23 protein-coding genes are annotated in these 26,060 nt (G+C 73.7%); 11 read left to right on the forward strand and 12 right to left on the reverse strand.

Annotated elements, in window-relative coordinates; all coding sequences use genetic code 11:
• Positions 1–7: 7 nt before the first annotated feature.
• Positions 8–892, reverse strand: coding sequence for a non-homologous end-joining DNA ligase (ligD, locus tag IH54_RS0119995; RefSeq protein ID WP_031518547.1), 885 nt, complete (start codon positions 890–892; stop codon positions 8–10).
• 38 nt (positions 893–930) lie between these two features.
• Between ligD and IH54_RS0120000 the strand changes: the two genes are divergently transcribed.
• The 5 genes from IH54_RS0120000 (at position 931) to IH54_RS0120020 (ending at position 6,070) form a co-directional block, all read left to right on the forward strand.
• The gene (locus IH54_RS0120000) at positions 931–1,893 is read left to right on the forward strand and encodes a Ku protein (RefSeq protein ID WP_031518549.1); all 963 of its coding nucleotides are present in this window, start codon (positions 931–933) and stop codon (positions 1,891–1,893) included.
• Between the two features lie 86 nt (positions 1,894–1,979).
• Positions 1,980–3,623 carry an MFS transporter gene (locus IH54_RS0120005; RefSeq protein ID WP_063762334.1) on the forward strand — a complete coding sequence of 548 codons (1,644 nt, stop codon included), beginning with the start codon at positions 1,980–1,982 and terminating at the stop codon, positions 3,621–3,623.
• Entirely contained in the window at positions 3,620–4,231 is a 612-nt protein-coding gene (locus tag IH54_RS0120010) for a TetR family transcriptional regulator (protein WP_031518554.1), read from the forward strand. Before IH54_RS0120005 ends, IH54_RS0120010 begins: the two co-directional genes overlap by 4 nt.
• A gap of 128 nt (positions 4,232–4,359) precedes the next feature.
• Complete coding sequence (locus tag IH54_RS0120015; protein ID WP_043181606.1) at positions 4,360–5,091, forward strand: GNAT family N-acetyltransferase; 732 nt, start codon at positions 4,360–4,362, stop codon at positions 5,089–5,091.
• 61 nt (positions 5,092–5,152) lie between these two features.
• Positions 5,153–6,070: an NADP-dependent oxidoreductase gene (locus IH54_RS0120020; protein WP_031518559.1), complete on the forward strand. Its 918-nt coding sequence runs from the start codon at positions 5,153–5,155 to the stop codon at positions 6,068–6,070.
• Here the strand turns inward: IH54_RS0120020 and IH54_RS0120025 are convergent.
• From IH54_RS0120025 to IH54_RS0120075, 11 genes are all read right to left on the reverse strand, one after another.
• Complete coding sequence (locus tag IH54_RS0120025; RefSeq protein WP_078862372.1) at positions 6,057–7,061, reverse strand: RNA polymerase sigma-70 factor; 1,005 nt, start codon at positions 7,059–7,061, stop codon at positions 6,057–6,059. The genes IH54_RS0120020 and IH54_RS0120025 overlap by 14 nt on opposite strands.
• A complete protein-coding gene (locus tag IH54_RS0120030) occupies positions 7,058–7,993 on the reverse strand; it encodes an NAD-dependent epimerase/dehydratase family protein (RefSeq protein ID WP_031518563.1) in 936 nt (311 codons plus the stop codon). The genes IH54_RS0120025 and IH54_RS0120030 overlap by 4 nt, the downstream gene beginning before the upstream one ends.
• A gap of 120 nt (positions 7,994–8,113) precedes the next feature.
• Entirely contained in the window at positions 8,114–9,151 is a 1,038-nt protein-coding gene (locus IH54_RS0120035) for an aldo/keto reductase (protein WP_031518565.1), read from the reverse strand.
• Positions 9,148–13,077 (reverse strand): ABC transporter ATP-binding protein, encoded by a 3,930-nt coding sequence (locus IH54_RS0120040; protein WP_078862373.1) that lies wholly within the window; start codon positions 13,075–13,077, stop codon positions 9,148–9,150. The genes IH54_RS0120035 and IH54_RS0120040 overlap by 4 nt, the downstream gene beginning before the upstream one ends.
• Positions 13,074–14,468, reverse strand: a complete 1,395-nt coding sequence (locus IH54_RS0120045) for an LLM class flavin-dependent oxidoreductase (protein ID WP_031518569.1) — start codon at positions 14,466–14,468, stop codon at positions 13,074–13,076. The genes IH54_RS0120040 and IH54_RS0120045 overlap by 4 nt, the downstream gene beginning before the upstream one ends.
• A complete protein-coding gene (locus IH54_RS0120050) occupies positions 14,452–15,294 on the reverse strand; it encodes an ABC transporter ATP-binding protein (protein WP_052397663.1) in 843 nt (280 codons plus the stop codon). The genes IH54_RS0120045 and IH54_RS0120050 overlap by 17 nt, the downstream gene beginning before the upstream one ends.
• Positions 15,270–16,160 carry an ABC transporter permease gene (locus tag IH54_RS0120055; protein WP_031518573.1) on the reverse strand — a complete coding sequence of 297 codons (891 nt, stop codon included), beginning with the start codon at positions 16,158–16,160 and terminating at the stop codon, positions 15,270–15,272. The genes IH54_RS0120050 and IH54_RS0120055 overlap by 25 nt, the downstream gene beginning before the upstream one ends.
• The gene (locus IH54_RS0120060) at positions 16,157–17,224 is read right to left on the reverse strand and encodes an ABC transporter substrate-binding protein (RefSeq protein WP_031518576.1); all 1,068 of its coding nucleotides are present in this window, start codon (positions 17,222–17,224) and stop codon (positions 16,157–16,159) included. The genes IH54_RS0120055 and IH54_RS0120060 overlap by 4 nt, the downstream gene beginning before the upstream one ends.
• Before the next feature lie 65 nt (positions 17,225–17,289).
• Positions 17,290–17,793, reverse strand: a complete 504-nt coding sequence (locus tag IH54_RS0120065) for a flavin reductase family protein (protein ID WP_031518578.1) — start codon at positions 17,791–17,793, stop codon at positions 17,290–17,292.
• Between the two features lie 560 nt (positions 17,794–18,353).
• Positions 18,354–19,610: an ROK family transcriptional regulator gene (locus tag IH54_RS0120070; protein WP_031518581.1), complete on the reverse strand. Its 1,257-nt coding sequence runs from the start codon at positions 19,608–19,610 to the stop codon at positions 18,354–18,356.
• A 397-nt stretch (positions 19,611–20,007) separates the two neighbouring features.
• Positions 20,008–20,454, reverse strand: coding sequence for a winged helix-turn-helix transcriptional regulator (locus IH54_RS0120075; protein ID WP_052397665.1), 447 nt, complete (start codon positions 20,452–20,454; stop codon positions 20,008–20,010).
• A gap of 111 nt (positions 20,455–20,565) precedes the next feature.
• On the opposite strand from IH54_RS0120075, the gene IH54_RS0120080 reads away from it, so the two are divergent.
• The 6 genes from IH54_RS0120080 (at position 20,566) to IH54_RS0120105 (ending at position 26,044) form a co-directional block, all read left to right on the forward strand.
• The gene (locus IH54_RS0120080) at positions 20,566–21,270 is read left to right on the forward strand and encodes a DsbA family oxidoreductase (RefSeq protein WP_234343641.1); all 705 of its coding nucleotides are present in this window, start codon (positions 20,566–20,568) and stop codon (positions 21,268–21,270) included.
• Between the two features lie 53 nt (positions 21,271–21,323).
• On the forward strand, positions 21,324–21,476 hold the full coding sequence (locus IH54_RS45605) for a hypothetical protein (protein WP_159011959.1): 153 nt from the start codon (positions 21,324–21,326) through the stop codon (positions 21,474–21,476).
• 70 nt (positions 21,477–21,546) lie between these two features.
• Entirely contained in the window at positions 21,547–22,209 is a 663-nt protein-coding gene (locus tag IH54_RS0120090) for an NAD(P)-dependent oxidoreductase (RefSeq protein WP_031518589.1), read from the forward strand.
• Positions 22,210–22,259: 50 nt separating this feature from the next.
• Positions 22,260–22,982, forward strand: coding sequence for an SDR family NAD(P)-dependent oxidoreductase (locus tag IH54_RS0120095; protein ID WP_031518592.1), 723 nt, complete (start codon positions 22,260–22,262; stop codon positions 22,980–22,982).
• Between the two features lie 262 nt (positions 22,983–23,244).
• On the forward strand, positions 23,245–25,035 hold the full coding sequence (locus tag IH54_RS0120100; protein WP_031518594.1) for an IlvD/Edd family dehydratase: 1,791 nt from the start codon (positions 23,245–23,247) through the stop codon (positions 25,033–25,035).
• On the forward strand, positions 25,022–26,044 hold the full coding sequence (locus tag IH54_RS0120105; protein ID WP_031518596.1) for a C-terminal binding protein: 1,023 nt from the start codon (positions 25,022–25,024) through the stop codon (positions 26,042–26,044). The genes IH54_RS0120100 and IH54_RS0120105 overlap by 14 nt, the downstream gene beginning before the upstream one ends.
• The last annotated feature ends 16 nt before the right edge of the window (positions 26,045–26,060 follow it).

The raw sequence follows: 26,060 nt of genomic DNA on the forward strand, positions 1-26,060 counted from the left end.
CCGCCCCTCAGGGCAGCGGCGCCGCCGACGCGGGGGCCAGGAGGGGGGCCAGCAGGTCGCCGTGGGCGGCGAGGCGGGCGGGGACGTCGGCGATCGTGAACGCCAGGTCGGCGGGCGAGGCCGCGGCTGCCACCTCGTCCCAGGACAGCGGCGTGGAGACCGTGGGTTCGGGGCGGGCCCGGACGGTGTAGGGGGTCGCGGTGGTCTTCTTGCGGGAGTTCTGCGACCAGTCGAGGAAGACGCGCCCGGTGCGGTCGGCCTTGGCCATCCGGGAGACGACCCGGTCGGGGTGGGCGCGCTCCAGCTCGCGGGCGACGGCACGCGTGTACACCGAGGCCTGCTCGGCGTCGGCGTCGCGCAGTGCCGCGTGCAGGTGCAGGCCCTTGGAGCCGCTCGTCTTCGCCCAGGCGTGCAGCCCGTCGGCGGCGAGCCGGTCGCGCAGCAGCAGGGCGATCTCGCAGCAGTCGACGACGGTGCACCCGGGGCCGGGGTCGAGGTCGACGACCAGCCGGTCCGCGGTGCCGGGAGCCGCCGCGCGCCACTGCGGGGTGTGGATCTCCACGCACGCCAGGTTCGCCGCCCACATCAGCGTGGCCAGGTCGTTGATCTGGACCTGCGGCATCAGCTCGCCGCTCTTGCGCAGCGTCTCGGACGTCGTCACCCAGTCGGGCGTACCGGCGGGCGGGCGTTTCTGGAAGAAGCGCTGCCCCTGCACGCCGTCGGGGGTGCGCACGAAGCTCACCGGGCGCCCGGCGCAGTGCGGGATCAGGGCCTCGGCCACCGTCGCGTAGTAGTGCAGCAGCTCGCCCTTGGTGGTGCCGGTGTCCGGCCACAGGACCCGGTCGAGGTGGCTGAGGGTGATCCGGCGGCCCCCGACCTCGGTGATCGGCATATCCTAAAGATCCCATATCCGGATCAAAGGGACATGCTATGCGCAGCGTCTGGAGCGGGACCCTCGCCTTCGGCCTGGTCTCCATCCCGGTGAAGCTCGGGTCCGCGGTGTCCAGCCACAAGATCAGCTTCCGGCAGATCCATCTGGCCGACCAGGGCCGGGTGCGCTACCAGAAGACCTGCGAGCTGGACGAGGAGGTGCTCTCCTCCGCCGAGATCGGCCGCGCCTTCGAAACCCCCGACGACCAGCTCGTCGAGGTCAGCGACGCCGAACTCCAGTCCCTGCCGCTGCCCACCGCCAAGACCATCGAGGTGAGCGGCTTCGTCGACACCTCCCGGATCGACCGGATGCAGCTCGACACGCCCTACTTCCTCGCCCCCTCCTCCCCCACCGCCAACAAGCCCTACGTCCTGATGCGCGAGGCGCTCTCCCGCTCGGGCAAGGCGGCGGTCGGCAAGTTCGCGATGCGCAACTCCGAGCACCTGGCGCTGATCACCGCGCGCGACGACATCCTGCTGCTCCAGACACTGCGCTGGCCCGACGAGCTGAACTCGGCGGCCGACGCGGCACCGCGCGGCAAGGTCAACATCTCGGACAACGAACTGAAGCTCGCCGACACGCTGATCGAGGCCCTGGGCGAGGCCGACCTCACCGCCTACCACGACGAGTACGCGGCGGCCGTCGAGGCGCTGGTCACGGCGAAGTTGGAGGGCGCCGAACTGCCCACGGTCGAGGGCGAGACCGGCGGCGGCAAGGTCGTCGACCTCATGGCCGCACTCCAGGCCTCGGTCGACCAGGCCCACGAGGGCCGCACCGGCGGCGGCAAGGGCGGCGGCGGGGAGAAGGACGCGACCGTGACCGACATCGGCGGCCGCTCCGCCAAGGGCGGCGGCACGGGCAAGCGCCCCGCCAAGAAGGCCGCGGCGAAGAAGACCGCCGCCAAGAAGACGGCGAAGAAGGCCCCCGCGAAGAAGACGGCGAGCCGCCGGAAGGCGAACTGAGAAATAGAGAGTCGACTTTCATTTGACATCTCTCCATCATATGAGAGTCTACTGTCATTACCTAGTCGACTCCCATGGAGGCCGCCATGTCCGCGCCCGCCGCTCCGCCCCCGCCGCTCGCCGCCTCACCACGCCGCTGGTGGGTGCTGGCGGCCCTGACGCTGAGCGTGCTGACCGTCGCGCTCGACGGCACCGTCGTCACGGTGGCGCTGCCGACGCTGGCCGGTGAGCTGGGCGCCGACAGCGCCCAGTTGCAGTGGATCAACGGCGGCTACCTGCTGGCGCTGTCGGTGGGCATGCTCCCGGTCGGGCTGCTCGGCGACCGCTACGGGCACCGCAGGATCCTCATTGCCGGCGTCACGCTCTTCGGGCTGGCATCGCTCGCCGGAACCCAGGCGGACAGCCCCGGGCAGCTCATCGCGATACGCGCGGTGCTCGGGCTGGCCGCCGCGATGATCATGCCGGTGTCGATGGCGGTGCTGCCGAAGGTCTTCGGGCCGGACGAGGTGCCCAAGGCGATCGGCGTGTGGACGGCGGCCACCGCGCTGGGGCTGCCGGTCGGACCGCTCGTCGGCGGATGGCTGCTGAACCACTTCTGGTGGGGCTCGGTCTTCCTCTTCAACGTGCCGCTGTTCGCGGTCGCGCTGGCCGCCTGCCTCCTGCTGCTGCCCGCCGAGCCGCCGCGCGACCGCGCCGCGGCCACGCCCTTCGACCTGGCGGGCACGCTGCTCAGCGGGCTGGGCATCACCGGCATCGTCTACGGCACGATCCTGGTGCCCGACGAGGGGTGGGGCAGCGCCCGGGTGCTGGCCGGGATCGCCGGCGGGGCGGTGCTGCTCGCGGCCTTCGTCGTGCAGCAGCGCCGACACCCCTTCCCGCTGGTGGACACCGGGCTCTTCACCGACCCGCGGTTCCGCTGGGGCACGCTCGTCGCGGTCTTCGTGAACTTCGCCGTCATGGGCATCCTCTTCGTGGTGCCGCAGTACCTCCAGGCGGTGCTCGGGCACGACGCGCTCGGCACCGGGCTGCGGGTGCTGCCGCTGATCGCCGGGCTGATGGCGGCCGCCGCGCTGAGCGAGCAGCTCGTGCCGCGGCTCGGCGCCCGGGTCGTGGTGCCCGCCGGGCTGCTGCTGCTGGCGGCGGGCACGCTGCTGGGCGCGGCCACCGGCAGCGGCGCCGGGTACGGCTACGCGGCGCTGTGGCTCAGCCTGACCGGGCTCGGCTTCGGGCTCGCCACCGTGCCCGCGACCAGCCTGGTCATGGCGTCGCTGCCCGCCGGGGCCTCCGGGCGGGGCACCAGCCTGCTGGAGACCGTGCAGCAGGTCGGCGGGGTACTGGGTGTGGCGGGGCTCGGCAGCCTGCTGAGCGCGGGCTATCTGGCCCGGCTGCACGTGGCCGGCCTGTCCGCCGCGGACGCCGGCCAGGCCCGCGACTCGGTGAGCGGCGCGGACGAGGTCGCGGCCCGGCTGGGCGACCCGCGGCTCGCGGACACCGCGCATCGGGCCTTCCTGCACGGCATGGGCCTGGCACTGCTGGTGTGCTGCGCCATCGCGGTGGCCGGCGCGGTGCTCGCGGCGCTCTTCCTGCCCGGGCGGGCCGCCCCCGGGAAGCCCGCCGCCGCGGCCGGGCGGGGCTCCGTACCGGAACCGGCCAGGACCGCGGGAGCGGCGGCCGCGGCCGGGGCCGGGTTGGCGGGCGCGGTGCCCGAGCGCGGAGAATCGCCGGCATGAACGCCAAGGAGACCCCGACCGCACCGGAGCCGAGCCTGCGGGAGCGCAAGAAGCAGCGCACCCTCGCGACCATCCGCCGCGAGGCCTACCGCCTCTTCGCCGCCCAGGGCTACGAGGCCACCACCGTGGAGCAGATCGCCGCCGCGGCCGAGGTCTCCCCCAGCACGTTCTTCCGCTACTTCCCCACCAAGGAGGACGTGGTCCTCGACGACGACTACGACGCCGCGCTCGCCGACGCGCTGCGGGCCCGCCCGCCGGGCGAACCGGTCCTGGACAGCCTGCGGATCGCGCTCACCGACTCGCTCGGCCGGCTGCTGGAGGCCGACCGCGACGAGCTGCTCCTGCGCACCCGGCTGGGCTTCACCGACCCGGCGCTGCGGGCCCGCTCCTGGGACGAGCTGATCCGCAGCCAGGACTCGGTGGGCGAGGTGATCGCCGAGCGCACCGGCCGCGCCCCCGACGACCTGGACGTGCGCTGCACCGCCGCGGCCCTCATGGCCGTCTCCACCGCGGTGGTGCGGCACTGGGTCGAGCACGACGGCGAGGTGGACCTGGTGCCGCTGTACGACCGGCAGTTCGCGCTGCTCTCCGCCGGCCTGCGCCTTTGACCCGCCGGCGGCCCGTACGCGTCCGCCCTGCGAGATCCCGGCGCGGCGCGGAAGATCGCGCGGCCGAACCGGGTTGCACCACTGGTGCGCCGACCAGGCCGGCGCAGAAACGGAGCAGCAGCGCGACCATGTCGACCACCCTCGAACCCGCCCGGCCGGGGCGCCCGGCACAGCCCCAGCATCCCCTGGACAACCCCGTCTGGGCCGCGCTGACCGGCCCGCAGGCCGCCCTCGCCGTCGCCGCCGGGTCGGCGGCCCGCTTCCACCCGGAGGTGTCGCCCTTCGTGGCCGTCGCCGACCCGGACGACCCTCGGGGCTGGGCGGATCTGGCCGCGCTCGTCGGCGCCGGCAACGCCTTCGCGCTCACCGGTGCGGACGCGCTGCCCGGCGGCTGGGACGGCGGCCAGGCGGGGCAGGGCGTGCAGATGGTCGGGTCCGCCGTCACGGCCCTGACCGACGACGAGGCCGAGCGGCTCGGCCCCGCCGACGTCCCCGAGATGCTGGAGCTGGTGGCGCGGACCAGGCCGGGTCCCTTCGCGGCCCGTACGGTCGAGATGGGCGCGTACTACGGCATCCGCCGGGAGGGCCGGCTGGTCGCGATGGCCGGTGAGCGGATGCGGCCGCCGGGCTGGACGGAGATCAGCGCGGTCTGCACCGACCCGGAGCACCAGGGCCAGGGGCTGGCCTCCCGGCTGGTGCTGCACACGGCGGCGGGAATCGCGGCCCGCGGCGACACGCCGTTCCTGCACGCGGCCGCGGTCAACACCGGAGCCATCAGGCTCTACGAGTCGCTGGGCTTCTCCCGGCGCCGGGACGTGCACTTCCACTTCTCGAAGGTCCCCGGCGTCCCCGCCGTCTGAACGCCTGACGCCCCGACCGGCCCGACCGCCGAGCCGCCACCACCGAGCACGGGAGCACCGAATGCCCACCGCCTACGTCCACACCGCCTTCGGCGGCCCCGAGACCGAGTCCTTCGCCGACCTGCCGAGGCCCGTCCCCGGGCCCGGGCGCCTGCTGGTCGCCGTACGGGCCGCGGGGGTGAACCCGGTCGACTGGAAGCGGCGCACCGGCTACCGGCGGGCGGGCGGCCCGGCCACCGAGCTGCCCGCGGTGTTCGGCAGCGAGGCCGCGGGCGTCGTCGTCGAGGTGGGGCCGGACGTCGAGGGCTTCGCGCCCGGCGACGAGGTCTTCGGCCACGCCGGCAACGGCGGCTACGCCGAGCTGACGCTGCTGCCCGCGGCCGGCACCGCGCACAAGCCCGCCGCGCTGGAGTGGACGGACGCGGCCGCGCTGCCGGTCGCCGCCGCGACCGCGTACGACGCGCTCACCTGGCTCGCGCTGCCGGAGGGCGCGACCGTGCTGGTCAACGGCGTCGGCGGCGGCGTCGGGGTGGCCGCGGCGCAGATCGCCCGGCACCAGGGCCTGAAGGTCGTCGGGACCGCGAGCGAGGGCAAGCGGGCCTTCACCGAGTCGCTGGGCGCGGTGCACGTCGCCTCCGGCCCGGGTGTCGCCGACCGGGTCCGCGCGGCGGCGCCCGGCGGGGTGGACGCGGTCCTCGACCTGGTCGGCGGCGAGCCGCTGCGCGAGGTCGCAGAACTGCTCGGCGACCGCTCCCGGCTGGTCAGCGGGGCCGACAAGGACGGCGCGGTGCGGCTGGGCGGGTCGGCGATCGTCCGCGAGCGCACCGCGGCGGTGCTGGACGCGGTGGCCGCGCTCGTGGTGGCGGGCGTCCTGGACCCCTACGTGACGCAGACCTTCCCGCTCGCCGAGGCGGGCGCCGCGCTGCGGGCGGTGGAGGAGGGCCACGCCCGCGGCAAGATCGTCCTCACGGTCGGCTGAGCCCCGGTCCCGTGCGGCCCCCGCCCGGCGGCCCCGACGTGCTGCGGGACCGCTGTTCCGGTACGGCGCCGGGACGCGGGTCCTTGCCGGGGAAGGACCTGCGCACCAGCTCCCAGGCGTCCGCGACCGGTCCGACGTGCCCGAGCTTGTCGGGGTTGACGACCGTGCGGACGGCCTGGACGCGGCCGCCCCGCACATCGAGCGTCCAGGTGTTGATGACCCTGCCCTCCCGGTCGCGGAAGATCGCCCCCGGCTGGCCGTTGAGCCGGTGCGGCTCCAGGTCCGCGCCGAGCGCGGTGAAGGAGCCCGCGAGGGCGGCGAGCACCCGCGCGACCCTTGCGGCACCGACGACCGGCGTGAAGAAGTTCGGGCCCTTCCCGCCGCCGTCGGCGACCATCGCCACGTCCGCGGCGAGCATGTCCCGCAGGGCCCCGACGTCGCCCTCCCGGAAGGCGTCGAGGAAGCGCCCGGCCAGCTCCTCGCGGTCGCGCAGGTCGGCCTCGTAGCGGGGGCGGCCCGCGTCCATGTGGCGGCGGGCGCGTACCGCGAGCTGCCGGCACGCGGCCTCGGACCGCCCGACGGCGGCGGCGATCTCCGGGAAGCGGAAGCCGAAGACCTCGCGCAGCACGAAGACGGCGCGCTCCAGCGGGCTGAGCCGCTCCAGCAGCAGCAGCGCGGCCATCGACACCGAGTCGGCCAGCTCCGCCGAGCGTTCCGGGTCCTCGTACGGGTCGGCGAGCAGCGGTTCGGGGAACCACGGGCCGACGTACTCCTCCCGGCGGACGCGGGCCGAGCGCAGCACGTCGATCGCGATCCGGGTGACCACGGCCGAAAGGTAGGCCCGCGGCGCGTCGGGCCGTACGGGCGAGGCCCTGTCCCGCAGCCACGCCTCCTGCACGGCGTCCTCCGCCTCGCTGACGCTGCCGAGGATCCGGTAGGCGATGGAGAACAGCAGCGGCCGCAGCTCCTCGAACTCCGCGGCGGGGGTCACGCCTCCAGCTCCGCCCGGAAGCCCTGCCGCCACGAGGGGTGGCGCGGCTCCCAGCCCAGCTCGCGTCGGGCCTTGGCGTTGGAGAAGCCGCGTCCCTCGGTCATCATGACCACCGCCTGGTCCCCGGCGAGCAGCCGGGCCAGCCACACCGGCACCCGGCGCGGCGGCTTGGCGCCCGCGCACCGCGCGAGGTGCGGCAGCCACTCGGCGGCCGGGGCGGGCTCGTCGTCGACGATGTTGAAGACGCCGTGCGCCTTCTGCTCCACGGCCAGCACGGTGGCGCTCGCCGCGTCGTCGAGGTGGATCCAGGAGCTGTACCCCTGGGCCCTGCCGACCAACGGGTACTGCCGCTTGCGGACCAGCGTGACCTGGTCGTCGATGGCGCCGGGCCCGTAGAAGGCGCCGTAGCGCAGCACCGCGCCGCCCGCCGCGAGCACCGCCCGCTCGACGTGCGCCAGCACCTCCATGCCGTGCTGCGCGGCGGTACCGGTGAGCAGGTCGAGCGGATCCTCCTCGGTCTTGACCCAGCCGCCCTCGCGGCGGCCGTTCCAGCTGGCGTAGCCCTGCGCGACGACGTGCGGCCCGCCGGCCTCGGCGGCCGCGGCGAGCAGGTTGTCGGTGCCCTCGGCGCGCAGCCGGTTGGTGGCCGCGAACCAGCGGTCCGGATGCTTGATGTCGGGCTTCCCGGCGTGCGCCGGGGAGATCGCCGTCATCTGGTGCACGACCGCGTCGGGCCGGGCGCCCGCCACCGCGGCCCGTACCGAGGCGGCGTCCAGGCCGTCCATGACGACGCCCTGGGCGCCCAGCCCGCGCAGCAGGTCCAGCTTCGCGGCGCTCGTCGTCGTGGCCGTGACCTGGTGGCCGCGGGCCACCAGTTGCGGCACGAGCCGCCGCCCGAGCACCCCGGTCCCGCCTGCCACGAACACTCGCATGTCATTCACCTTCCCGGATCCCTCGCCGTCCACTGTCCCCCGACAGGAGGACGAGACAGACCGGCCGGATGTGACACGGTGGATCGGCGGGCGGGACGGCGGCGGGATCCGGGGCGCGGCTCAGCCGTGCGAGCGGCGGCGCAGGGCGGGGTCGGCGAGGGCGGGCGGGACGTATCCGGCGTCGCGGGCGGAGAGGTTGACGCCGGGCGGCACGATCTCGTCGATCCGGTCCAGCACCTCGCGGTCCAGCGTGATCTTGTCGGCGCCGAGCTGGCCGGCCAGCTGCTCGAAGGTGCGCGGGCCGATGATCGCCGAGGTGATGCCGGGGTGCTCCAGCACGAAGGCGAGGGCGAGCTGCACGAGCGTGAGCCCGGCCTCCTCGGCGAGGGCGGCCAGCGCGTCGGCCGCGGCGAGCTTGGCGGCGTTCTCCGCCGAGCCGATGTCGAAACGGGCGGTCTGCCGGTCGGCGCGGCTGGAGGCGGGCTGCTCGGCGCCCTTGCGGTAGCGGCCGGACAGCCAGCCGCCGGCCAGCGGGCTCCAGGACAGCACCGCGAGACCGTAGCGCTGCGCGACCGGCAGCACCTCGCGCTCGATGCCGCGCGCGAGCAGCGAGTACGGCGGCTGCTCGGCCACCACCCGCTCGCGGCCGCGGCGCTCGGCGATCCACTGGCCCTCGACGATCGCCGACGGCTCGAAGGTGGAGGTGCCGATGTAGCGGATCTTGCCCTGGTGGACGAGGTCGGACAGCGCGCCGAGCGTCTCGTCGAAGTCGGTGCCGGGCTCGGGGCGGTGCACCTGGTAGAGGTCGATCCAGTCGGTGCCCAGCCGGCGCAGGCTGTTCTCGACCTCGCGGACGATCCAGCGGCGGCTGTTGCCCTGCTGGTTGGGGTCGTCGCCGAGGCTGCCGTGGAATTTGGTGGCCAGCACGACGTTGTCGCGGCGGCCGCCGGCCAGCGCCTTGCCGACGATCGTCTCGGACTCGCCGGCCGAGTAGACGTCGGCGGTGTCGACGAAGTTGACACCGGAGTCCAGGGCGTGGTGGATGATCCGCACGGCGTCGTCGTGGTCGGGGTTGCCGCGCGGGCCGAACATCATGGCGCCCAGGCACAGCGGGCTGACCTTGACGCCGGTGCGTCCGAAGGGGCGGTACTCGGTCATCGTTGTCCTTTGTCGAGGAGCTTGTCGTGGACGGGGGCCGGTGCGGTCCCCGGGCGGGGTTCCGGTCCGGCGGAGGCCAGCTGGTCGACGGTCGCGGACGCGCCCGCCTGCCGGAAGGCCTCCCAGAGCCGGCGGTAGGGGCCGCCGGCCGCGAGCAGGGCGGTGTGGGTGCCGGTCTCGACGACGCGGCCGCGGTCCAGGACCACGATCCGGTCGGCGCGCGCGGCGGTGGTCAGCCGGTGGGCGACGACCAGGGTGGTGCGCCGCCGGGTCAGCGCCTCGGTCGCGGCGGCGACCCGGGCCTCGGCGGCCAGGTCCAGCGAGGCGGTGGCCTCGTCGAGCAGCAGCACGTCGGGGTCGACGAGTTCGGCGCGGGCCAGGGCGAGCAGCTGGCGCTGGCCCGCGGACAGGTTCCGGCCGCGCTCGCCGACCGGCTGGAGGTAGCCCAGTGGCAGCGCGGCGACCATCTCGTGCGCCCCGACCGCGCGGGCGGCCGCCTCCACCTCGGCGTCGCCCGCCCCCGGTCGGCCGTACGCGATGGCGTCCCGCACGGTGCCGCTGAACAGGTGCGCCTCCTGGGGTACGAGGCCGAGCCGGGCGCGGTAGCCGCCGAGGTCGAGGTCGCGCAGGTCGTGGCCGTCGGCCAGCACCGTGCCGGCGGTGGGGTCGTAGAAGCGGGCCAGGAGCTTCATGACGGTGGATTTGCCGGCGCCGGTCGCGCCGACCAGGGCGACGGTCTCGCCGGGGGCGATGCGCAGCGTCAGGCCGTGCAGCACCTCCTGGCCGCCGCCCGCGTAGCCGAAGGACACGCCGTCGAAGGCGAGTTCGCCGCGCAGCGCGCCGACCGGCTTCGGGTCGGCGGCGGCCGGGGTGCCGGTCGGGGTACGCATCAGGGTGCGCAGCCGGGACAGGCCCACCACGGCCTGCTGGTAGCCGTCGAAGACCTGGGAGAGCTGCTGGATGGGCGAGAAGAAGAGGTCGACGTAGAGCAGGAAGGCGATCAGGGTGCCCGCGGTGAGCGCCCCGGAGCGCACCTGGCCGGCGCCGACCGCGAGCACGGCTGCGGTGGACAGGACGCCGAGTAGCTCGACGAAGGGGAAGAAGACGGCGATGTTGCGCTGCGCACGCAGCCGGGAGTCGCGGAAGGCCCGGGCGAGTGCGGCGAAGTCGCGGGCGTTGCGCTCCTCGCGGCGGAAGGCCTGGGTGACGCGGATGGCGCTGACGTTCTCCTGGAGGCACGCGTTGACGGCGCTGACCCGCTCCCGGGCCTCGTGGTAGGCGGGGACGGAGAAGCGTCGGAAGACGGCGGTGCCGCAGATCAGCAGCGGCAGCGCGCACAGCAGGACCACGGCGAGCCCCGCGTCGACGACCAGCAGGGTGACCAGCACGCCGAGGACGGTCAGCAGGCTGACGACCGCGGTGATCAGGCCGGTCTGCAGGAAGTTCGACAGCGCGTCCACGTCGGTGGTCATCCGGGTCATGATCCGGCCGGCCGGCTCGCGCTCGTAGTAGTCCAGGCCGAGCCGCTGGAGCTGGGCGTACGTCTTCACCCGCAGCGTGTAGAGCAGCCGCTCGCCGGTGCGGCCGGTGACGCGGGTCTGGACGACGCCGACACCCCAGTCCGCGCAGACGACCGCGGCCGCGGCGACCACGGCGGTCACCAGCGCGGCGACGGAGTGCCGGGCCACGCCGCCGTCGACGCCGTGCCGCACCAGGATCGGCACCGCGATCTGCGCGACGGCGTCGGCGGCCACCAGCAGCAGACCGAGCAGCAGCGCCCCCCGGAAGGGGCCGATGAGCGCGCGCAGGCCCAGGTGCGGATCGGCGGCCCGGGCCCGGGCGGCGGGCACCTCCGGGTCTGCGGCCGGGAGCGGCATCCGGGCGAGCCCGGCGAGGAGTTCCGGGGTGGGCGGTGCGGCGCCCAGCACGCCGCCGCCGGGGCCGCGGCCGGGGCCCGCGGTGGCCGCGCTGAGCGCCAGCGCCTGGGCGGCCCTGAGGTCGGCGCCGCCGGGGCGGGTGTCGGCCGGCTCGTCCGTGCGCCGCCACAGGCGGGCGGTCACGGCGGGCGCGGCGGTGTCGTCCTCGGCGGCCGGGACGTCCTCGGCGGGGCGGTCGTGCGGCGGCCCGGCGGGGGCGTCGCCGTCGCCGGAGTCGGTCGCTGACAGCAGGCTGCGAAAGAGCGCGGAGCGGGAGCGCAGCTCGTCCATGGTGCCGGTGTCGACGACCCGGCCGCCGTCCAGCACCGCGATGCGGTCGGCGAGTTCGAGCGTGGAGCGGCGGTGCGCGATGATCAGCGTGGTGGGTCGGCGGGTCGCGGCCCGCAGCCTGTCGTGGATCTCGGACTCCACGCGCGCGTCGATCGCCGAGGTCGCGTCGTCGAGCACCAGCACGGCCGGGTCGCCGAGCAGCGCGCGGGCGAGCGCGATGCGCTGCCGCTGCCCGCCGGAGAGCGTCAGGCCCTGCTCGCCGACGACGGTGTCGTAGCCCTGCGGCAGCCGCCGGACGAACTCGTCGGCCCGCGCGATCGCGGCGGCCTCGCGGATCCGCTCCTCCGGGGCGTCAGGGGCGCCGTAGGCGATGTTGGCCCGCACGGTGTCGGAGAGCAGCAGGCTCTCCTCGAAGACGTAGCCGATCGCCGAGCGCAGCGAGGCCGTCCGCAGCTCGCGCACGTCCGTGCCGCCGACCCGCACCGCGCCTGACCCGACGTCGTAGAAGCGCGGCAGCAGGGCCGCGGCGGTGGACTTGCCGGAGCCGGCCGGGCCGATGAGGGCGACGGTCTCGCCGGGGGCGATGTCGAGGCTGAAGCCGCGCAGCAGCGGGCGGCCGCCGTCGCCGTAGCCGAAGGTGACGTCCTGCCAGCTGAGGGCGGGCGGGCCGGGCGGCAGGTCGGCGGCGCCGGGGGCGTCGGTGATCACGGGGGCCTCGTCGATGACCTCCAGCACGCGCTCGGTGCCGGCGCGGGCCTGCTGCCACACCGTCAGCAGCGTCGCGACCTGGCGGACCGGGGTGACGAACGAGCCGAGGTAGCTGGTGAAGGCGAGGAAGGTGCCGAGCGAGATCCGGTCGTGCAGCGCGAGCCAGCCGCCGAGCGCGAGGACGGCGACCTGGCCGAGCGCGGGCACCGCCTGGAGGGCGGGCGTGTAGCGGCTGGTGTAGCGCACGACCCGCAGCCGGGAGGCGAACAGCCGGCGGGCACGCCCCTCCAGCGCGGTCAGCTCGCGCCCCTCCTGCCCGAAGCCCTTGACCACCCGCACGCCGGTGACCGCGGCCTCGACGGTGGAGGCGACCTCGGCGGCCTCCTGCTGGGCGTGCCAGTTCGCGGGGAAGAGGTGCCGGCGGCTGCTGCGCACGACGATCCACAGCAGCGGGCCGACGACCAGCGCGACGAGCGTCAGCAGCGGTGAGAGCCACGCCATGAAGCACAGCGAGACGACGAACATCAGGGCGTTGCCCGTCATGTTCGGCAGGAACTGCAGCAGCGTCTGGATCAGGGTGATGTCGGAGATGGACCGGCTGACGACCTGGCCGGTGCGCAGGTCGTCCTGCTGCCTGCCGCCGAGGCGCAGCAGCGCGGCGAAGGCGTCGCCCCGCAGGTCGTACTGCACCCCCAGGGACAGCCGCCCCGCCCGGTAGCGGCGGGTGAAGCCGCCCAGGAAGCGGACCGCGCCGAGCCCGGCGAGCAGGCCGATCCACCAGCCGAGCGGGCTGTCCGCGCCGGACGCGACGGCGTCCACCACGTGCCGCAGCACCAGCGGCAGGACGGCGGTGGCGGTCGCCGCGACGACCGCGCCGCCGAAGGCGGCGACGAGGTCGGTGCGGTGGCGCAGGCAGTAGCCGGCGAGCCGGCGGATCCAGCCGGGGTGCGGCGCGGCCGGGCCGGCCGCCGCGGCGGCCGGCCCGGGTGCGGCGCTCGTACAGTCGGTCACGAAACCTCCGGGAGTGCGATGCCGAGGTGCCCGGCGCCGACCGCGCCGGTGTCCGCGGGGTCGAAGAGCCGGTTGGCGGGTCGCGGCAGCCCGTAGTGCTCGCGCAGCGTGCGGCCGGTGTACTCGGTGCGGAAGAGGCCGCGCTCCTGGAGGATCGGCACGACCCGGTCGACGAACAGCTCCAGGCCGGAGGGCAGCACGGCGGGCATGATGTTGAAGCCGTCGGCGGCGCCCGCGTCGTACCACTCCTCGATGGTGTCGGCGACCTGCTCCGCGGTGCCGGCGAAGGTGCGGTGGCCGCGGCCGCCGCCGAGCCGGCCGATGAGCTGGCGCACGGTCAGCCGCTCGCGCCGGGCCAGCTCCACGATGAGGGTGAAGCGGCTCTTGGCGCCCTCGATCTCGTCCTCGCTGGGGATGTCCGCGGGCAGTTCCCTGTCCAGCTCCAGCCGCTCGGGCTCGATGCGCAGCGTCCTGGAGAGCTGCCGCACGGCGTACTCGGGGCGGATCAGCCGGTCCAGCTCGTCGTCGAGGGCGTGCGCCTGCTCCTCCGTGTCGCCGATGACGGGCACGATGCCGGGCAGGATCTTGATGCCCTCGGGGTCGCGCCCGAAGGCGGCGGCGCGCTGCTTGACGTCCTTGTAGAAGGCGACGGCCTCTTCGAGGGTCTGCTGGGCAGTGAAGACCGCCTCGGCGTAGCGGGCGGCGAAGTCCTTGCCGTCCTCGCTGGAGCCCGCCTGCACCAGGAGCGGGTAGCCCTGCGGGGAGCGCTGCACGTTGAGCGGTCCGTCCACCCGGAAGTACGTACCCCGGTGGTCGACCTTGCGCACCTTGTCCGCCAGCGCGTGGACGCCGGACTCCTTGTCGGCCACGACCGCGTCGTCCGACCAGCTGTCCCACAGCTTCGTCGCGACGTCGACGAACTCGGCGGCACGCAGGTAGCGGTCGCGGTGCAGCGGGGTGTCGTCGAGGCCGAAGTTGCGGGCCGCCTCGGCGCCCGCGGTGGTCACGATGTTCCAGCCGGCCCGGCCGCCGGAGACGTGGTCCACCGAGGCGAACCGGCGGGCCAGGTTGTAGGGCTCGTTGTAGCTGGTGGAGGCCGTCGCGATGAGGCCGATGTGCTCGGTGGCCGCGGCGAGCGCGGTGAGCAGCACGGTGGGTTCCAGCTTGCTGCCGGGGCGGCGGCCGGGGTCGCCCATGAGTACGGGGCTGTCGGCGAGGAAGAGCGAGTCGAGCCGGCCGCGCTCGGCGATACGGGCGAGGTTGCGGTAGTGGTCGATGTCGGTGCCGCCGGAGGCCGGGCTCTCCGGGAGCCGCCAGGCCGCCTCGTGGTGCCCGACGGACATCAGGAAGGCGTTGAGGTGCAGCGGCTTGCGGTCAGTCCTGGGGGTCATGGTCCTTCTTCTCCTGGTCGTGGCCGAGCGCGCGGGCGTGGGCGGCGTGCGCGGGGGCCTCGTGCACGCCCTCCGGCAGCTCCACGCCGAGCGCGGCGAGCAGGGTGTCGCGGTACTCCTGGAAGCGCGGGTCGCGGCGGCTGCGCGGGCCGGCCAGGTCGACGGCGATGTCCAGCGCGATCCGGCCGTCCTCCAGCACCAGGACCCGGTCGGCGAGCTCGACGGCCTCGTCCACGTCGTGCGTGACCAGCAGCACGGCAGGGCGGTGCCGCTCGTACAGCTCGCGCAGCAGGCCGTGCATCCGCAGCCGGGTCAACGCGTCGAGTGCCCCGAACGGCTCGTCGGCGAGCAGCAGTTGGGGCTCGCGGACGAGGGCCCGGGCCAGCGCGGCGCGCTGCTGCTCGCCGCCGGACAGCTCGTGCGGCCAGGACCGCTCGCGGCCTTCGAGTCCGACCTCGGCGAGCGCGGTGCGGCCGCGCTCCCTGGCCTGCTTGCCGCGGATGCCGAGCACCACGTTGTCCAGCACCCGCAGCCAGGGCAGCAGCCGGGAGTCCTGGAAGGACAGCGAGACCCGCTCGGGCACGCTCAGCTCGCCGGACCCGGCCACCCCGTGGTCGAGCCGGGCGACCGCCCGCAGCAGCGTGGACTTGCCGGAGCCGCTGCGGCCCAGCAGCGCGATGAACTCGCCCTGGCCCACCGTCAGGTCCAGCTCCCGCAGCACGTCCCGGTCGCCGAAGGAGCGGACCAGCCCGGCGGTGCGGACGGCGGGGGCAGCGGCGCCCGCGGCGGGGCGCTCGGCGGTCAGTCCGCCAGGGTGCGGCGCCATGACAGCACCTTCCGTTCTGCGGCACGCACGACCGCGTCGGAGACGAAGCCGAACACCCCGTAGACCACGAGGCCCACGATGATGACGTCGGACTGGGCGTACTGCTGGGCCTGGAACATCATGTAGCCGAGGCCTTTGGTGGCGTTGACCTGCTCGACCACGACCAGGCCGAGCCAGGACGCGGTCACGGCGAGCCGCAGCCCGACGAAGAAGCCGGGCAGCGCGCCGGGCACGACGACCCGGCCGATGAACTGCGGCCGCGTCAGGTCCAGGCTCTCGGCCAGCTCGACGTACCTGCGGTCGATGCCGGTGAGCGAGGCGTAGGTGTTGATGTAGACGACCACCGCGACGCCCACGGCGATCACGACCACCTTCATCTCCTCGCCGATGCCCAGCCACAGGATCATCAGCGGCAGCAGCGCGAGCGACGGGATGGCCCGCTTGACCTGGAGCGTGCCGTCGAGCAGGTACTCGCCGATCCGGCTGAGGCCCGCGGCGACCGCGAGCGCCACCCCGGCGAGGACGCCGAAGAGCAGCCCGAGGCCGGCGCGCTGCAGCGAGACCAGCATGTTGTCCTGCAGCCGCCCGCTCCTGACCAGGTCGACGAAGGTGGAGGCGACGGTGCCGGGGCCGGACAGGATACGCGGGTCGAGGTAGCCGAGCGCGGACGAGGCCCACCAGACCAGCACCAGCAGCACCGGTCCGGCCAGCCGCGCGAAGGGGATCGCCCGGCCGGGCCCGAGCCGCCGGCGCCGGGCCGGGGCCTTGGCGGTTCGGACGGGTGCGGCCCGCCCGGGTACGGGGAGGCTACGGGCGCCGGCCGGGGCGGGCGGCGCCGCGACGGGCGTGGAAAGGATGTCGGTCATGACGCCACCTGGTATTCCGCCGGTACGGCCTGCGAGGCCAGTCCCTCGAAGCGCCGGTCGAAGAGCTTCGCCGCCTCGACCTTCGGGACGAAGCCGCCGGCGGCCATCAGGTCGGCGGTCTCCTGCTCCCAGGCGATGGCCCGGTCCCAGCTGCGCGGGAAACGCGGCTGCGACTGGGAGGCGACGATGCGCTGCCCGTCCGCGGCCGTCACGCCCTGGTCCTTGACGTAGTAGCGCTGGATCCACTGGTCGGTGTGCTCCCACGCCCACACCACGCCCTGCGCCCACAGCGGGACGAAGCTGCGGATCGCGGCGACCTTGGCGTCGTCGTTGAGCACCTCGGTGGGCGCCCACAGGATCGTGAGCAGGTCGATCACGTCGGTCTTCACGCCGCGCGCGCCGTCCTTGCCGTACTGGCCCAGGTACTTGGTGAGCGACGGCTCGCCGAGCGGGGCGACGTCCACCTGCTTGGACTGGAGGGCAGTGAGGAACTGCGTGCTGGGCAGCGGGACGAGCGAGACGTCGGAGTTCTTCAGGCCCGCCTCCTTCAGCGCGCGCAGCACCACCACGCCCTGGGCCTGCCCTTGCGAGAAGGCGATCTTCTTGCCGCGGAAGTCCGCGGCGGAGGCGATGGCGTCGCCGGAGCCGGGCGCGGTGGCGAAGGTGTAGATCGGGTGGTCGCGGGACTGCACGGCGACGATCCGGGCGCCGACCTTGATGGCCTCGGCCTGGATCGGCGGGACTCCGGCGTTGCTCGCCAGGTCGATGGAATGCGCCCGGAATCCCTGGATCACGTCGGGTCCCGCCGACAGGTTCGGCCAGCTGGACACCGTGAAGGGCAGCTGCTTGTCGAGTCCGGACTCGGCCAGTTGGAGCTGCGCGGTGTGGATGGATATCGCGAGTTTCGTGCCGGGCGGCGGCGCCCCCGAGGGAAGTGCGCGGGTCGGCACCGTGTCGATCGAGGCGGACGTGCTGCGCGAGCAGGCGGCGAGCAGCGCGGCGCCTCCGGCGAGGGCGAGGAAGGACCGGCGCGGGACGGTTCCGGCGGTGGAGCGATGAGTCATGGCGATTCCTGGGGATGGGCCGGACACGGGATCCGGTCGTGGTGTGGGCGGGAGGTGAGGGTCGGTCAGAGCGTGTGGTAGCGGCCGTCGTGGAAGAGCAGCGGGGAGCGGGAGCCGCCCGTCCAGGCCTCATGGACCCGGCCGATCACGACCCGGTGGTCGCCGGCCGGCACGATCTGCTCGAACTCGACGCGCAGCCAGCTGCTCACCCCGTCGAGCACCGGCTCGCCCTGCGGCAGCCGGCGCCACGCGGTGGGCGCGGCGAAGCGGTCGATGCCGCTGGTGGCGAAGGTCCTGGCGACGTCCTCCTGGTCGGCGCCCAGGAAGTTGACGACCGCGCTGCCCGCCTGCTCGACGTGCGGCCAGGACGACGCGGTGACCCCGATACCGAAGGACACCAGCGGCGGGTGCAGGGACAGCGAGGTGAGCGAGGTCGCGGTGAAGCCCGCGGGGCCGCGCCCGGCGTCGACGGTGACGACCACCACGCCTGCGGGATGGTTGCGGAATACCTGCTTGAAGCGCTCGGGGTCGATCCCCGAGGCGGGAAGTGACGGCACGGTGATGGTCAACGTCTCCCCCAGTTCGGTCGGGAGCGGGTGCGGGAAGGGGTGCGGCGGGCGTACGCAGGCGGCGCTGCCGGCCGTACGCGCGCAGCGGACAGCCCCACGCCCGCGGGCCGCACGGCATCGGGCGGCGGGGCGCGGTGGAGCTGACGGGGAAGGGGATTAACGGGACGGAATACGGCAACGGAATTGCCGTGCGCCACTCACGCAAACAGCCGCGGCCATTGACGGTCGCGCAACGGCCGGTGCGGGAAATGGGCGCCGGAAGGAATTCGGTTCGCTTGCCCTAGGTGCGTCACACGGCGCGGCAAGCGCCGGTACAGTTCCCGTACGGGCAGCGGGAAACGGCGTCGGCCGCACATCGGCGACCCGCCCGGCCGAAGCACTCGCGGGCCGGCACGGAGGGCACACGGAAGGAGTGCGCCGCACTCGGCGCCTGCTCCGGATTCCGCTGATTGCCGTTCATGAATCCATTCTCGCGTGCGAGTTCTGCCAGGTCAACAATGCAACTGCCTGAATTAAGTCGGAATTCGGGCCCGCCGCCGGGCGGCACGGAGCGCATGCGCTCAGCACACCGCGGGCAGCGCGGGCCAGGGTCCGAGCGGGTCGGCGTAGAGGGCGCCGAGGGCCACCGCGCCGCCCGCTACCGGCAGGACGGAGCCGGTGAAGCTGCTCGGCAGTACCGCGCTCGCCGGGTCGTCGCACACCCAGGAGCGGGCGCCGACCTCCGCGCGCATGACGTCCAGACACTCCGGGAGCCGCCCGGCGCCCGGCTCGACGACGACCACGACCTCCGGGTCGAACACGTCGAGCAGCAGCGCCACCGCCCGGCCCACCAGCACCGCCCGGCGGCGGAAGAGCGCCACCGCCCGGGGCTCGCCGGCCAGCGCGAGGTCGAGCAGCGCGCGGAAGTCTGCGACGTCCAGGCCGCGGGCGGCGGCCTGGCGCACCAGCGCGGGTTCGGACACCTCGGACTGCAGGCAGCCCGGGGTGCCGCAGCCGCACGGCTCGGCGGGCGGCCCGCCCGTCCCTTCCGGCCCGACAGGCAGGTGCGCGACGCTGCCCGCCGCAGAGCGCGGCCCGCGGTGCACCCCGCCGTCGGTGGCGAAGGCGGCGTCCACGACGGCGCCGACGAAGAGCAGCACCGCGCTGCTCCGGGTCGTCACCGCGCCGAACAGCTGCTCCGCGCGGGCCAGCGCCCGCGAGTGGCTGTCGACGTGCACGGGCAGTCCGGTCGCGGCGGCCAGCACCTCACGGGCCGCCACGTCCCGCCAGCCCAGCCGCGGGTGGTCGACGATCACACCCGCGTCCGGATCGACCCACTGTCCGGTCGCCACGCCGAGGGCGAGGACGGTACGGCCGTCCGCGTGCTCCTCGACCAGCTGCGGCAGCCGGGCGGCGAGACCGTCGAGGACCTGCCGCGGATCGGTGCCGCGGTGCGGCCGCCGGTCGTCGGCGACGATCCGGCCGCGCAGGTCCATCAGCGCGAGGGTGCTGTGGGCGACGGCGATGTGCGCGCCCGCCACCAGGTAGCGGCCGGTGTCGATCTCCAGCGGGATGTGCGGGCGGCCCAGCCCGCGCGGGCCCGGCGCCTGCGGGCGCTCGGCGACCAGCCCGCGGGCCAGGAACTGCGTACAGTGCCCACTCACCGCCGCGGGCGACAGCCCGGTGAGCCGCGCGACGGTGCTGCGCGCCACCGGCCCGTGGTCGAGGATCGCGCGCAGCACCACGGGGGCCCCTGCGGGGCGGCGCGGCTGCGCCGCGGACGCCGCAACGTCCGGACGGCGCAAAGGAGTCGGGGCGGCGGAACGGTCGGGCGGCAGGACTACCACGGTGGGCCTTCCAGGTCGTCGACGGCGGCGGGGGCGCAGCCGTGCACGCGCGCCGGCGGCGAACCGGCGGGGCGGGCACCCCCGTTGGGGCTCCGTACGGAGCTCGTGCGGTCAGACCTGGTGACACGCGGCGGAGCACACGCGCTTGAGGTCGACATGACCCCGCGTCGTGAGGTGTGTGGTCCGCTGCATGCCGCGCAACGTAACCGGAACGGGTGAACGCGGTCAAACTCCTGACCGCATGGTGGACGCATCCCGGCCACGGAGCGGACAGCCGCGGCGCGTCCGTCGCACCCCAACTCGGCGGCTCCCGGCGCCGGTCCCGCTGCTGGCGAGAGGAGTCGGGCGGCTGCGTGTTTCGCTACAGTCGGTGACGGGCTCCGGTAGCTCAGGCGCGTGTACCCGCACTCGGCTGCGCTGAGGTCGTGCGGGCCCGGTTCTCACGGATCTCGTCGTGATGGGCGGCGGCCCAGCCGACCAGGGACGTGGCGATCTCGTGGAGGCCGCGGCCCAGCGGGGTCAGGGCGTACTCGACGCGCGGGGGAACCTCGGCGTAGGCGGTGCGGGTGATCAGGCCGTCCTGCTGGAGTTGGCGCAGGGTGAGCGTGAGCATGCGCTGGGAGATCCCGGGGATTTGGCGCTGCAGGTCGGTGTAGCGCAGCGGGCCGGGCTCCAGGACGGCGATCAGCAGCAGGCTCCACTTGTCGCCGACGCGGTCCAGGACCTCGCGGATGAAGGCCATGTGCTCGGCGGGGATCGCCGCGCACGGCCCGATCGCCGCAGCCCCGACCGCCTCCGCCCCACCGGCCGCCTTCGTTTCGCGGGTCTGTTCCATGACGCACATTCCTCTCCGGCACGCACACGGATGTGCCTTTTGCATCGCCTTCCATACTGGTCCACCATGGCGTTACGAACAAGTCGTAAGAATCGGAGGTGTGGGGTGAAGGTGGACATCTGGTCCGAGGTGACGTGCCCCTGGTGCGGGCTGGGCCATCACCGTCTGCAGCGGGCCGTCGAGCGGTTCGAGCACGCGGGCGAGGTGGAGGTGGTCCACCACTCGTTCCCGCTCAGCAGCAGCTTCCCCGAGGACCGCACCTTCTCCGTCCGCGAGGCTCTGCTGCGACGGCACGGTGTGGGCGGCGGTCAGGCCGAGGCATCGACCCGGCGGATCGAGGCACTGGCCGCGGCCGAGGGTCTGAGCCCCTACCGGGTGCTGGACAACCAGGTCGGCAACACCGACCTGGCCCACGAGTTCCTCGCCCACGCCTCCGACCACGGCAAGAACCGCGAGGCGTGGGACGCGATCTTCGACACCTACTTCGGCAAGGCCGAGCCCGTCTTCTCCCCGGACGACCTGCTGGCGCTGTCCGACACCCTGGGCCTGGACCGCGAACAGACCCGGCAGGCCCTCGCCCAGCGCCGCTACCGCGAGCAGGTCCGGGACGACGCGGCCCGCGCTCAGCGCCTCGGCGCGACGGGTGCCCCGTTCATCGTCATGGACGGCCGCTACGGCGTCCCCGGTGCCCAGGACAGCGACACCCTGCTGGACCTGCTCCGCACCGCTTGGGACGACACCCACCCCCTCACCCCCGCCGGTGGCGACGCCCCGGCCTGCGGCCCGGACGGCTGCGCCGTCCCCGCACACGGCTGATCTCCACAGAACCCCCGTGATCCAGAGACGAGGAGTCCGATGAACGTCCTGCCGTGGGTGCTGCCCTCGGCCTCGCGGTGGTGACGGCGCCGGCCGGCACCTTCCACGACTGCCGCCGGGAGTACAGCGCGATCGGCATGAGCGGCGTGCTGCCGGCCCTGTCCTTCGTGGTGGCCCGGGGCCGCTTCGGCCCGTACTCCTTGTGACCCTTCCGAATCCGCCCCCCGGCCGGCTCCCGCCGCCCGGCCCTCCGCCCACGAAAGGCGACGACTCCCCATGACCGACCTGCTCGTCCTCGGCGGCAGCGGCCGCACCGGCACCCACGTCCTGGCACAGGCCGCCGAACGCGGCCACCGCGTCCGCGCCCTCGTCCGCGATCCCTCCGCCGTCCACGCCCCGGCCGGTGTCGAGCTGATCCAGGGCACGCCCGCGAACATCGACGACATCCGCAAGGCCGCCCAGGGCACCCAGGCGGTGATCAGCGTGCTGAACAACGCCCGCGCCTCCGACAACCCCTGGGCCAAGCCGATCAGCCCGCCGATGTTCATGACCGACGCCGCCCGCAACACCCTGACCGTCATGGCCGAACAGGGCATCCGCCGGATCGCCCTGGCCTCCTCGCAGGGCGCCGGCGACGACTGGGCCCGCCTCAACCCGCTGATGAAGGCGTTCATCAACCTGTCGAACATCAAAGCCGGGTTCACCGACCACACGGGCGTCGACCAGGTCGTGCGCGCCTCCGACACCGACTGGACCCTCGCCCGCGCCGTCGCACTCACCGACAGGCCCGCCACCGGACCCCTGCACGCCGGCGAGACCCCCACCGCCACGCCCGGGCGCTGGATCAACCGGGCCGACCTCGCCCGCTTCCTCCTCGACGCCGTCGACGAGGAGACCTGGATCCGCCGCGCCCCGCTGGTGTGGAACGCCCGCGGCTGACCCACTCGACCCTGTTGAACACTCCCCCGAATTCCCGAGGAGACATCCCCATGCCCGACACGTCCAAGGTCATCGCCGTCTTCGGAGCAGGCACCGGTCTCGGTGCCTCGGTCGCCCGCCGCTTCGCCCGCGAAGGCTTCCGCGTCGCCCTCGTCGCCCGCCGCAAGGACCGTCTCGACGCACTCGTCGAACAGCTCACCGGCGAGGGCATCGACGCGGCCGGATTCACCGCCGACCTCTCCGAGCCCGCCGAGGTTCCCGCCCTCATCGACGCCGTCCGCGGACGGTTCGGCCGGATCGACGTCATCGAGTACGGGCCGATCAGCGGGGAACAGAGCTTCGTCCCCGCCACCGAGCTGGACGCCGCCACCTTGCAGAAGGACAGCCCCCTTCTCCTGCTCACCCCGGTCGAGGTGGTCCGCGCGGTACTGCCCGAGTGGGCCGAGCGCGGCGACGGCGCGTTCCTGATGACCACCGGCCACACCGCCGTGGCGCCGCGGCCGTACCTGAGCGGCGTGGGCCCGCTGATGTCCGCCGCCCGCAACTGGCTGTACTCCCTCAACGGCGAACTCGCCGACATCGGCGCCTACGCCGGCACCCTGTCCATCGCGGCGTTCATCGCCCGCAGCGAGATGGCAGAGATCACCGCCGCATCACTGCCGGAAGGCGTCGGCCCGCTCGTCGACCCGGACGACCTCGCCGAGCACTACTGGGACCTGTACACCAAGCGCGACCGCATCGAGCAGATCCATCCCGAGCCGACCGCCGGGTAACCCCGGTCCGGGCCTCTGGCCACCACGGTTCGGGGCATCCCTCGGCCGCGATCACCCCGCGGACAAGCCGGTCCTCCGGTGGGGAGTCCAACCGGCCGTCCGGACTGCACATTCGTCGCTGCGGGCGAATAATGGTGCGAAGTCTGCTGTGGCGGACGGCCCGGGTTGTCCGCCGCTCGCCCTGAAATGGAGGAGTTCTCCGAGGCAGCAGCGGAGCCCGGCTCGCCGCAGTGCAAGCCGGACGGCCGGTGAGGAGCTCTCTATGTCACAGGCGAACCGCGCGACCGAGGGGCTGCGCAGCAAGGCCTGGTGGGACAACTCGGAAAACCCGGAAATGACCGCCCTGTATCTGGAGCGGTTCCTGAATTACGGGCTCACGTCGGGAGAACTCCAGTCGGGGCGACCGATCATCGGCATCGCCCAGACGGGGAACGACCTGGTTCCCTGCAATCGACACCATCTGGCCCTTGCCGACCGGGTCAAGGACGGGGTGCGCGACAGTGGCGGAATTCCGTTCGAATTCCCGGTCCATCCGTTGCAGGAGACGGGAAAACGCCCCACCGCGGCGCTGGACCGCAACCTCGCCTATCTCGGGCTGGTCGAGGTGCTCTACGGCTATCCGCTCGACGGCGTCGTCCTGACGACAGGGTGCGACAAGACCACTCCCGCCTGCCTGATGGCGGCGGCGACGGTGAACATTCCGGCGATCGTCCTGTCCGGGGGGCCGATGCTCAACGGCTACCACAAGGGCATGCGAACGGGCTCGGGCCTGGTGATCTGGCAGTCGAAGCGGCTGCTCGCCAGCGGTCAGATCGACTACGACGAGTACATGGCACGCGTGGCCGCATCCGCGCCCAGCGTCGGGCACTGCAACACGATGGGCACCGCGCTGTCGATGAACAGCCTGGCCGAAGCCCTGGGAATGTCCCTCCCGGGCTGTGCGGCGATTCCGGCGCCGTACAACGAGCGGGCGCAGATGGCCTACGAGACGGGCCGCCGGGCAGTGGACCTCGTGCGGGAGGACCTCAGCCCCCGCAGGATCATGACCCGCCAGGCCTTCGAGAACTCGATCGTCGTCGCCTCGGCCATCGCCGCGTCGACCAACGTGCCCATCCACATCAACGCCATCGCGCGCCACGCGGGGGTGGACCTGTCCAACGAGGACTGGCACCGCGTCGGTGCGGACATACCGGTGCTGGTGAACCTGGCTCCGGCCGGGGAGTTTCTCGGCGAGGACTTCTTCCGCGCCGGTGGTGTCCCGGCGGTCATGCGGTCGCTGCTGGACGCGGGGCACCTGCACGGTGAGACGCCAACGGTCTCGGGACGTACCGTGGCCGCAAATCTGGAAGCGGTTCCGGCCGCCGACGCAACAGTCATCCGCCCCTTCGACGACCCTGTCACCCCCAGGGGCGGACTGCTCGTCATGAAGGGAAACCTGTTCGACTCCGCGATCATGAAGACATCGGTGATCACCGACGGTTTCAGGGCAGGCAGCCCGCGGAGCGACGGCGGTGAGTCGGTCTTCGACTTCCGCGCCGTCGTGTTCGACGGACCCGAGGACTACCACGCACGCATCGAGGATCCAGAACTGGGCATCGACCAGGACTGCATTCTCGTCATCCGCTACACGGGCCCGGTCGGATATCCGGGCTCGGCCGAAGTGGTGAACATGGAGCTCCCCGCCTCGTTGAGCCGGCGGGGCCTCGTCGCGCTGCCCACGCTCGGTGACGGCCGTCAGAGCGGCACGTCGGACGCGCCCTCGATCCTCAACGCCAGCCCCGAGGCCGCCGTCGGGGGCAACCTCGCCATCCTGCGCACCGGCGACACGATCCGTGTCGGCCTGGATGCGGCACGCGTCGACGTCCTCCTGTCCGACGAGGAGATTGCCGCGCGCTGGGCGCAGTACACACCCCCCGTGCTGGAAAACCAGACGCCGTGGCAGGAGATCTACCGTTCCACGGTCGGTCAGCTGGACAGCGGGGGCTGCCTGGAGCTCGCCGTGCCTTACCAGGACCTCGTCCACACCAAGGGGATTCCACGTGACTCACACTGACTCCAGCGACGTCGTTCTGATCGCCGACTCCGACTTCGGCGATGTGGACATCGAACGCGCGATCATCGAGGGCGCCGGATTCCGGCTCTCCGCCGCACAGTGCAAGAGCGAGGACGAGGTGATCGAGAGGGGCCGGGAGGCCGGCGGCGTCCTCACCCAGTACGCACATGTCGGTTCCCGTGCCATCGACGCTCTGACCCGCTGCCGGGTGATCGCCCGCTACGGCACCGGCGTGGACATCGTCGATGTCGACGCCGCGACACGACGCGGCATCCAGGTCACGAACGCGCCGAACGAGTGGTGTGCCGAAGAGGTCGCCGACCACGCCGTCGCGCTCTGGCTCGCTGCGGCCCGCAAGATCTGCCGGTACGACCGGGCGACGCGAACGGGTGAGTGGCACTGGAAGACGGGGCAGCCCGTACACAGACTGCGGGGGCAGGTCCTGGGTCTGCTGGCCTTCGGCTCCATCGCCCGGCTCATCGCCGAACGTGCGAAGGCCTTCGGTCTCGAGGTGTGGGCGCACGACCCGTACCTCGGCGAGTCCGTGATCCGGTCGAGCGGGGTCCGGCCGGTCTCCTTCGACGAACTCGTGGAAGGCGCCGACTACGTGGTGATCCAGACCCCGCTCACCCCGCAGACGCGCCACACCTTCGACCACGCCACGCTCAGGCGGATGAAGCCGACCGCGGTCCTCGTCAACACCGCGCGGGGGCCCATCGTCCAGGACGCGGCGCTTCACCAGGCGCTGACCGAAGGGTGGATCGCGGGTGCGGCCCTGGACGACATCGAGGAGGAGCCCGCGAAGGTGCGCGGCTGGCAGCCGACCAACCCTCTCTTCGAACTGCCCAACGTGATCGTCACGCCACACGCGGCCTACTACTCCGAGGAAGCCGTCACCACGGTACGGAGCATCGCCGCCGAGGAGGCCGTGCGGGTCCTGAGCGGGAAGCCGGCGCGCTTCCCGGTGAACGAGCCGACCGGCAACTCCCGCCCGCACCCGCAGAAGTGACGGCGGCCACGGCCCC

This window comes from Streptomyces sp. NRRL F-5123 (genome assembly GCF_000721495.1).
Classification (GTDB): Bacteria; Actinomycetota; Actinomycetes; order Streptomycetales; family Streptomycetaceae; genus Actinacidiphila.

Excerpts from the sequence above, each read along its gene's own strand:
- IH54_RS0120100 (WP_031518594.1), top strand. The coding sequence starts at position 23,245 with ATGTCACAGGCGAACCGCGCGACCGAGGGGCTGCGCAGCAAGGCCTGG.
- IH54_RS0120000 (WP_031518549.1), top strand. The coding sequence starts at position 931 with ATGCGCAGCGTCTGGAGCGGGACCCTCGCCTTCGGCCTGGTCTCCATC.
- IH54_RS0120050 (WP_052397663.1), bottom strand. The coding sequence starts at position 15,294 with ATGGCGCCGCACCCTGGCGGACTGACCGCCGAGCGCCCCGCCGCGGGC.
- IH54_RS0120045 (WP_031518569.1), bottom strand. The coding sequence starts at position 14,468 with ATGACCCCCAGGACTGACCGCAAGCCGCTGCACCTCAACGCCTTCCTG.
- IH54_RS0120005 (WP_063762334.1), top strand. The coding sequence starts at position 1,980 with ATGTCCGCGCCCGCCGCTCCGCCCCCGCCGCTCGCCGCCTCACCACGC.
- ligD (WP_031518547.1), bottom strand. The coding sequence starts at position 892 with ATGCCGATCACCGAGGTCGGGGGCCGCCGGATCACCCTCAGCCACCTC.
- IH54_RS0120035 (WP_031518565.1), bottom strand. The coding sequence starts at position 9,151 with ATGACCGAGTACCGCCCCTTCGGACGCACCGGCGTCAAGGTCAGCCCG.
- IH54_RS0120075 (WP_052397665.1), bottom strand. The coding sequence starts at position 20,454 with ATGGAACAGACCCGCGAAACGAAGGCGGCCGGTGGGGCGGAGGCGGTC.
- IH54_RS0120095 (WP_031518592.1), top strand. The coding sequence starts at position 22,260 with ATGCCCGACACGTCCAAGGTCATCGCCGTCTTCGGAGCAGGCACCGGT.
- IH54_RS0120015 (WP_043181606.1), top strand. The coding sequence starts at position 4,360 with ATGTCGACCACCCTCGAACCCGCCCGGCCGGGGCGCCCGGCACAGCCC.
- IH54_RS0120020 (WP_031518559.1), top strand. The coding sequence starts at position 5,153 with ATGCCCACCGCCTACGTCCACACCGCCTTCGGCGGCCCCGAGACCGAG.
- IH54_RS0120030 (WP_031518563.1), bottom strand. The coding sequence starts at position 7,993 with ATGCGAGTGTTCGTGGCAGGCGGGACCGGGGTGCTCGGGCGGCGGCTC.
- IH54_RS0120060 (WP_031518576.1), bottom strand. The coding sequence starts at position 17,224 with ATGACTCATCGCTCCACCGCCGGAACCGTCCCGCGCCGGTCCTTCCTC.
- IH54_RS0120055 (WP_031518573.1), bottom strand. The coding sequence starts at position 16,160 with ATGACCGACATCCTTTCCACGCCCGTCGCGGCGCCGCCCGCCCCGGCC.
- IH54_RS0120090 (WP_031518589.1), top strand. The coding sequence starts at position 21,547 with ATGACCGACCTGCTCGTCCTCGGCGGCAGCGGCCGCACCGGCACCCAC.
- IH54_RS0120010 (WP_031518554.1), top strand. The coding sequence starts at position 3,620 with ATGAACGCCAAGGAGACCCCGACCGCACCGGAGCCGAGCCTGCGGGAG.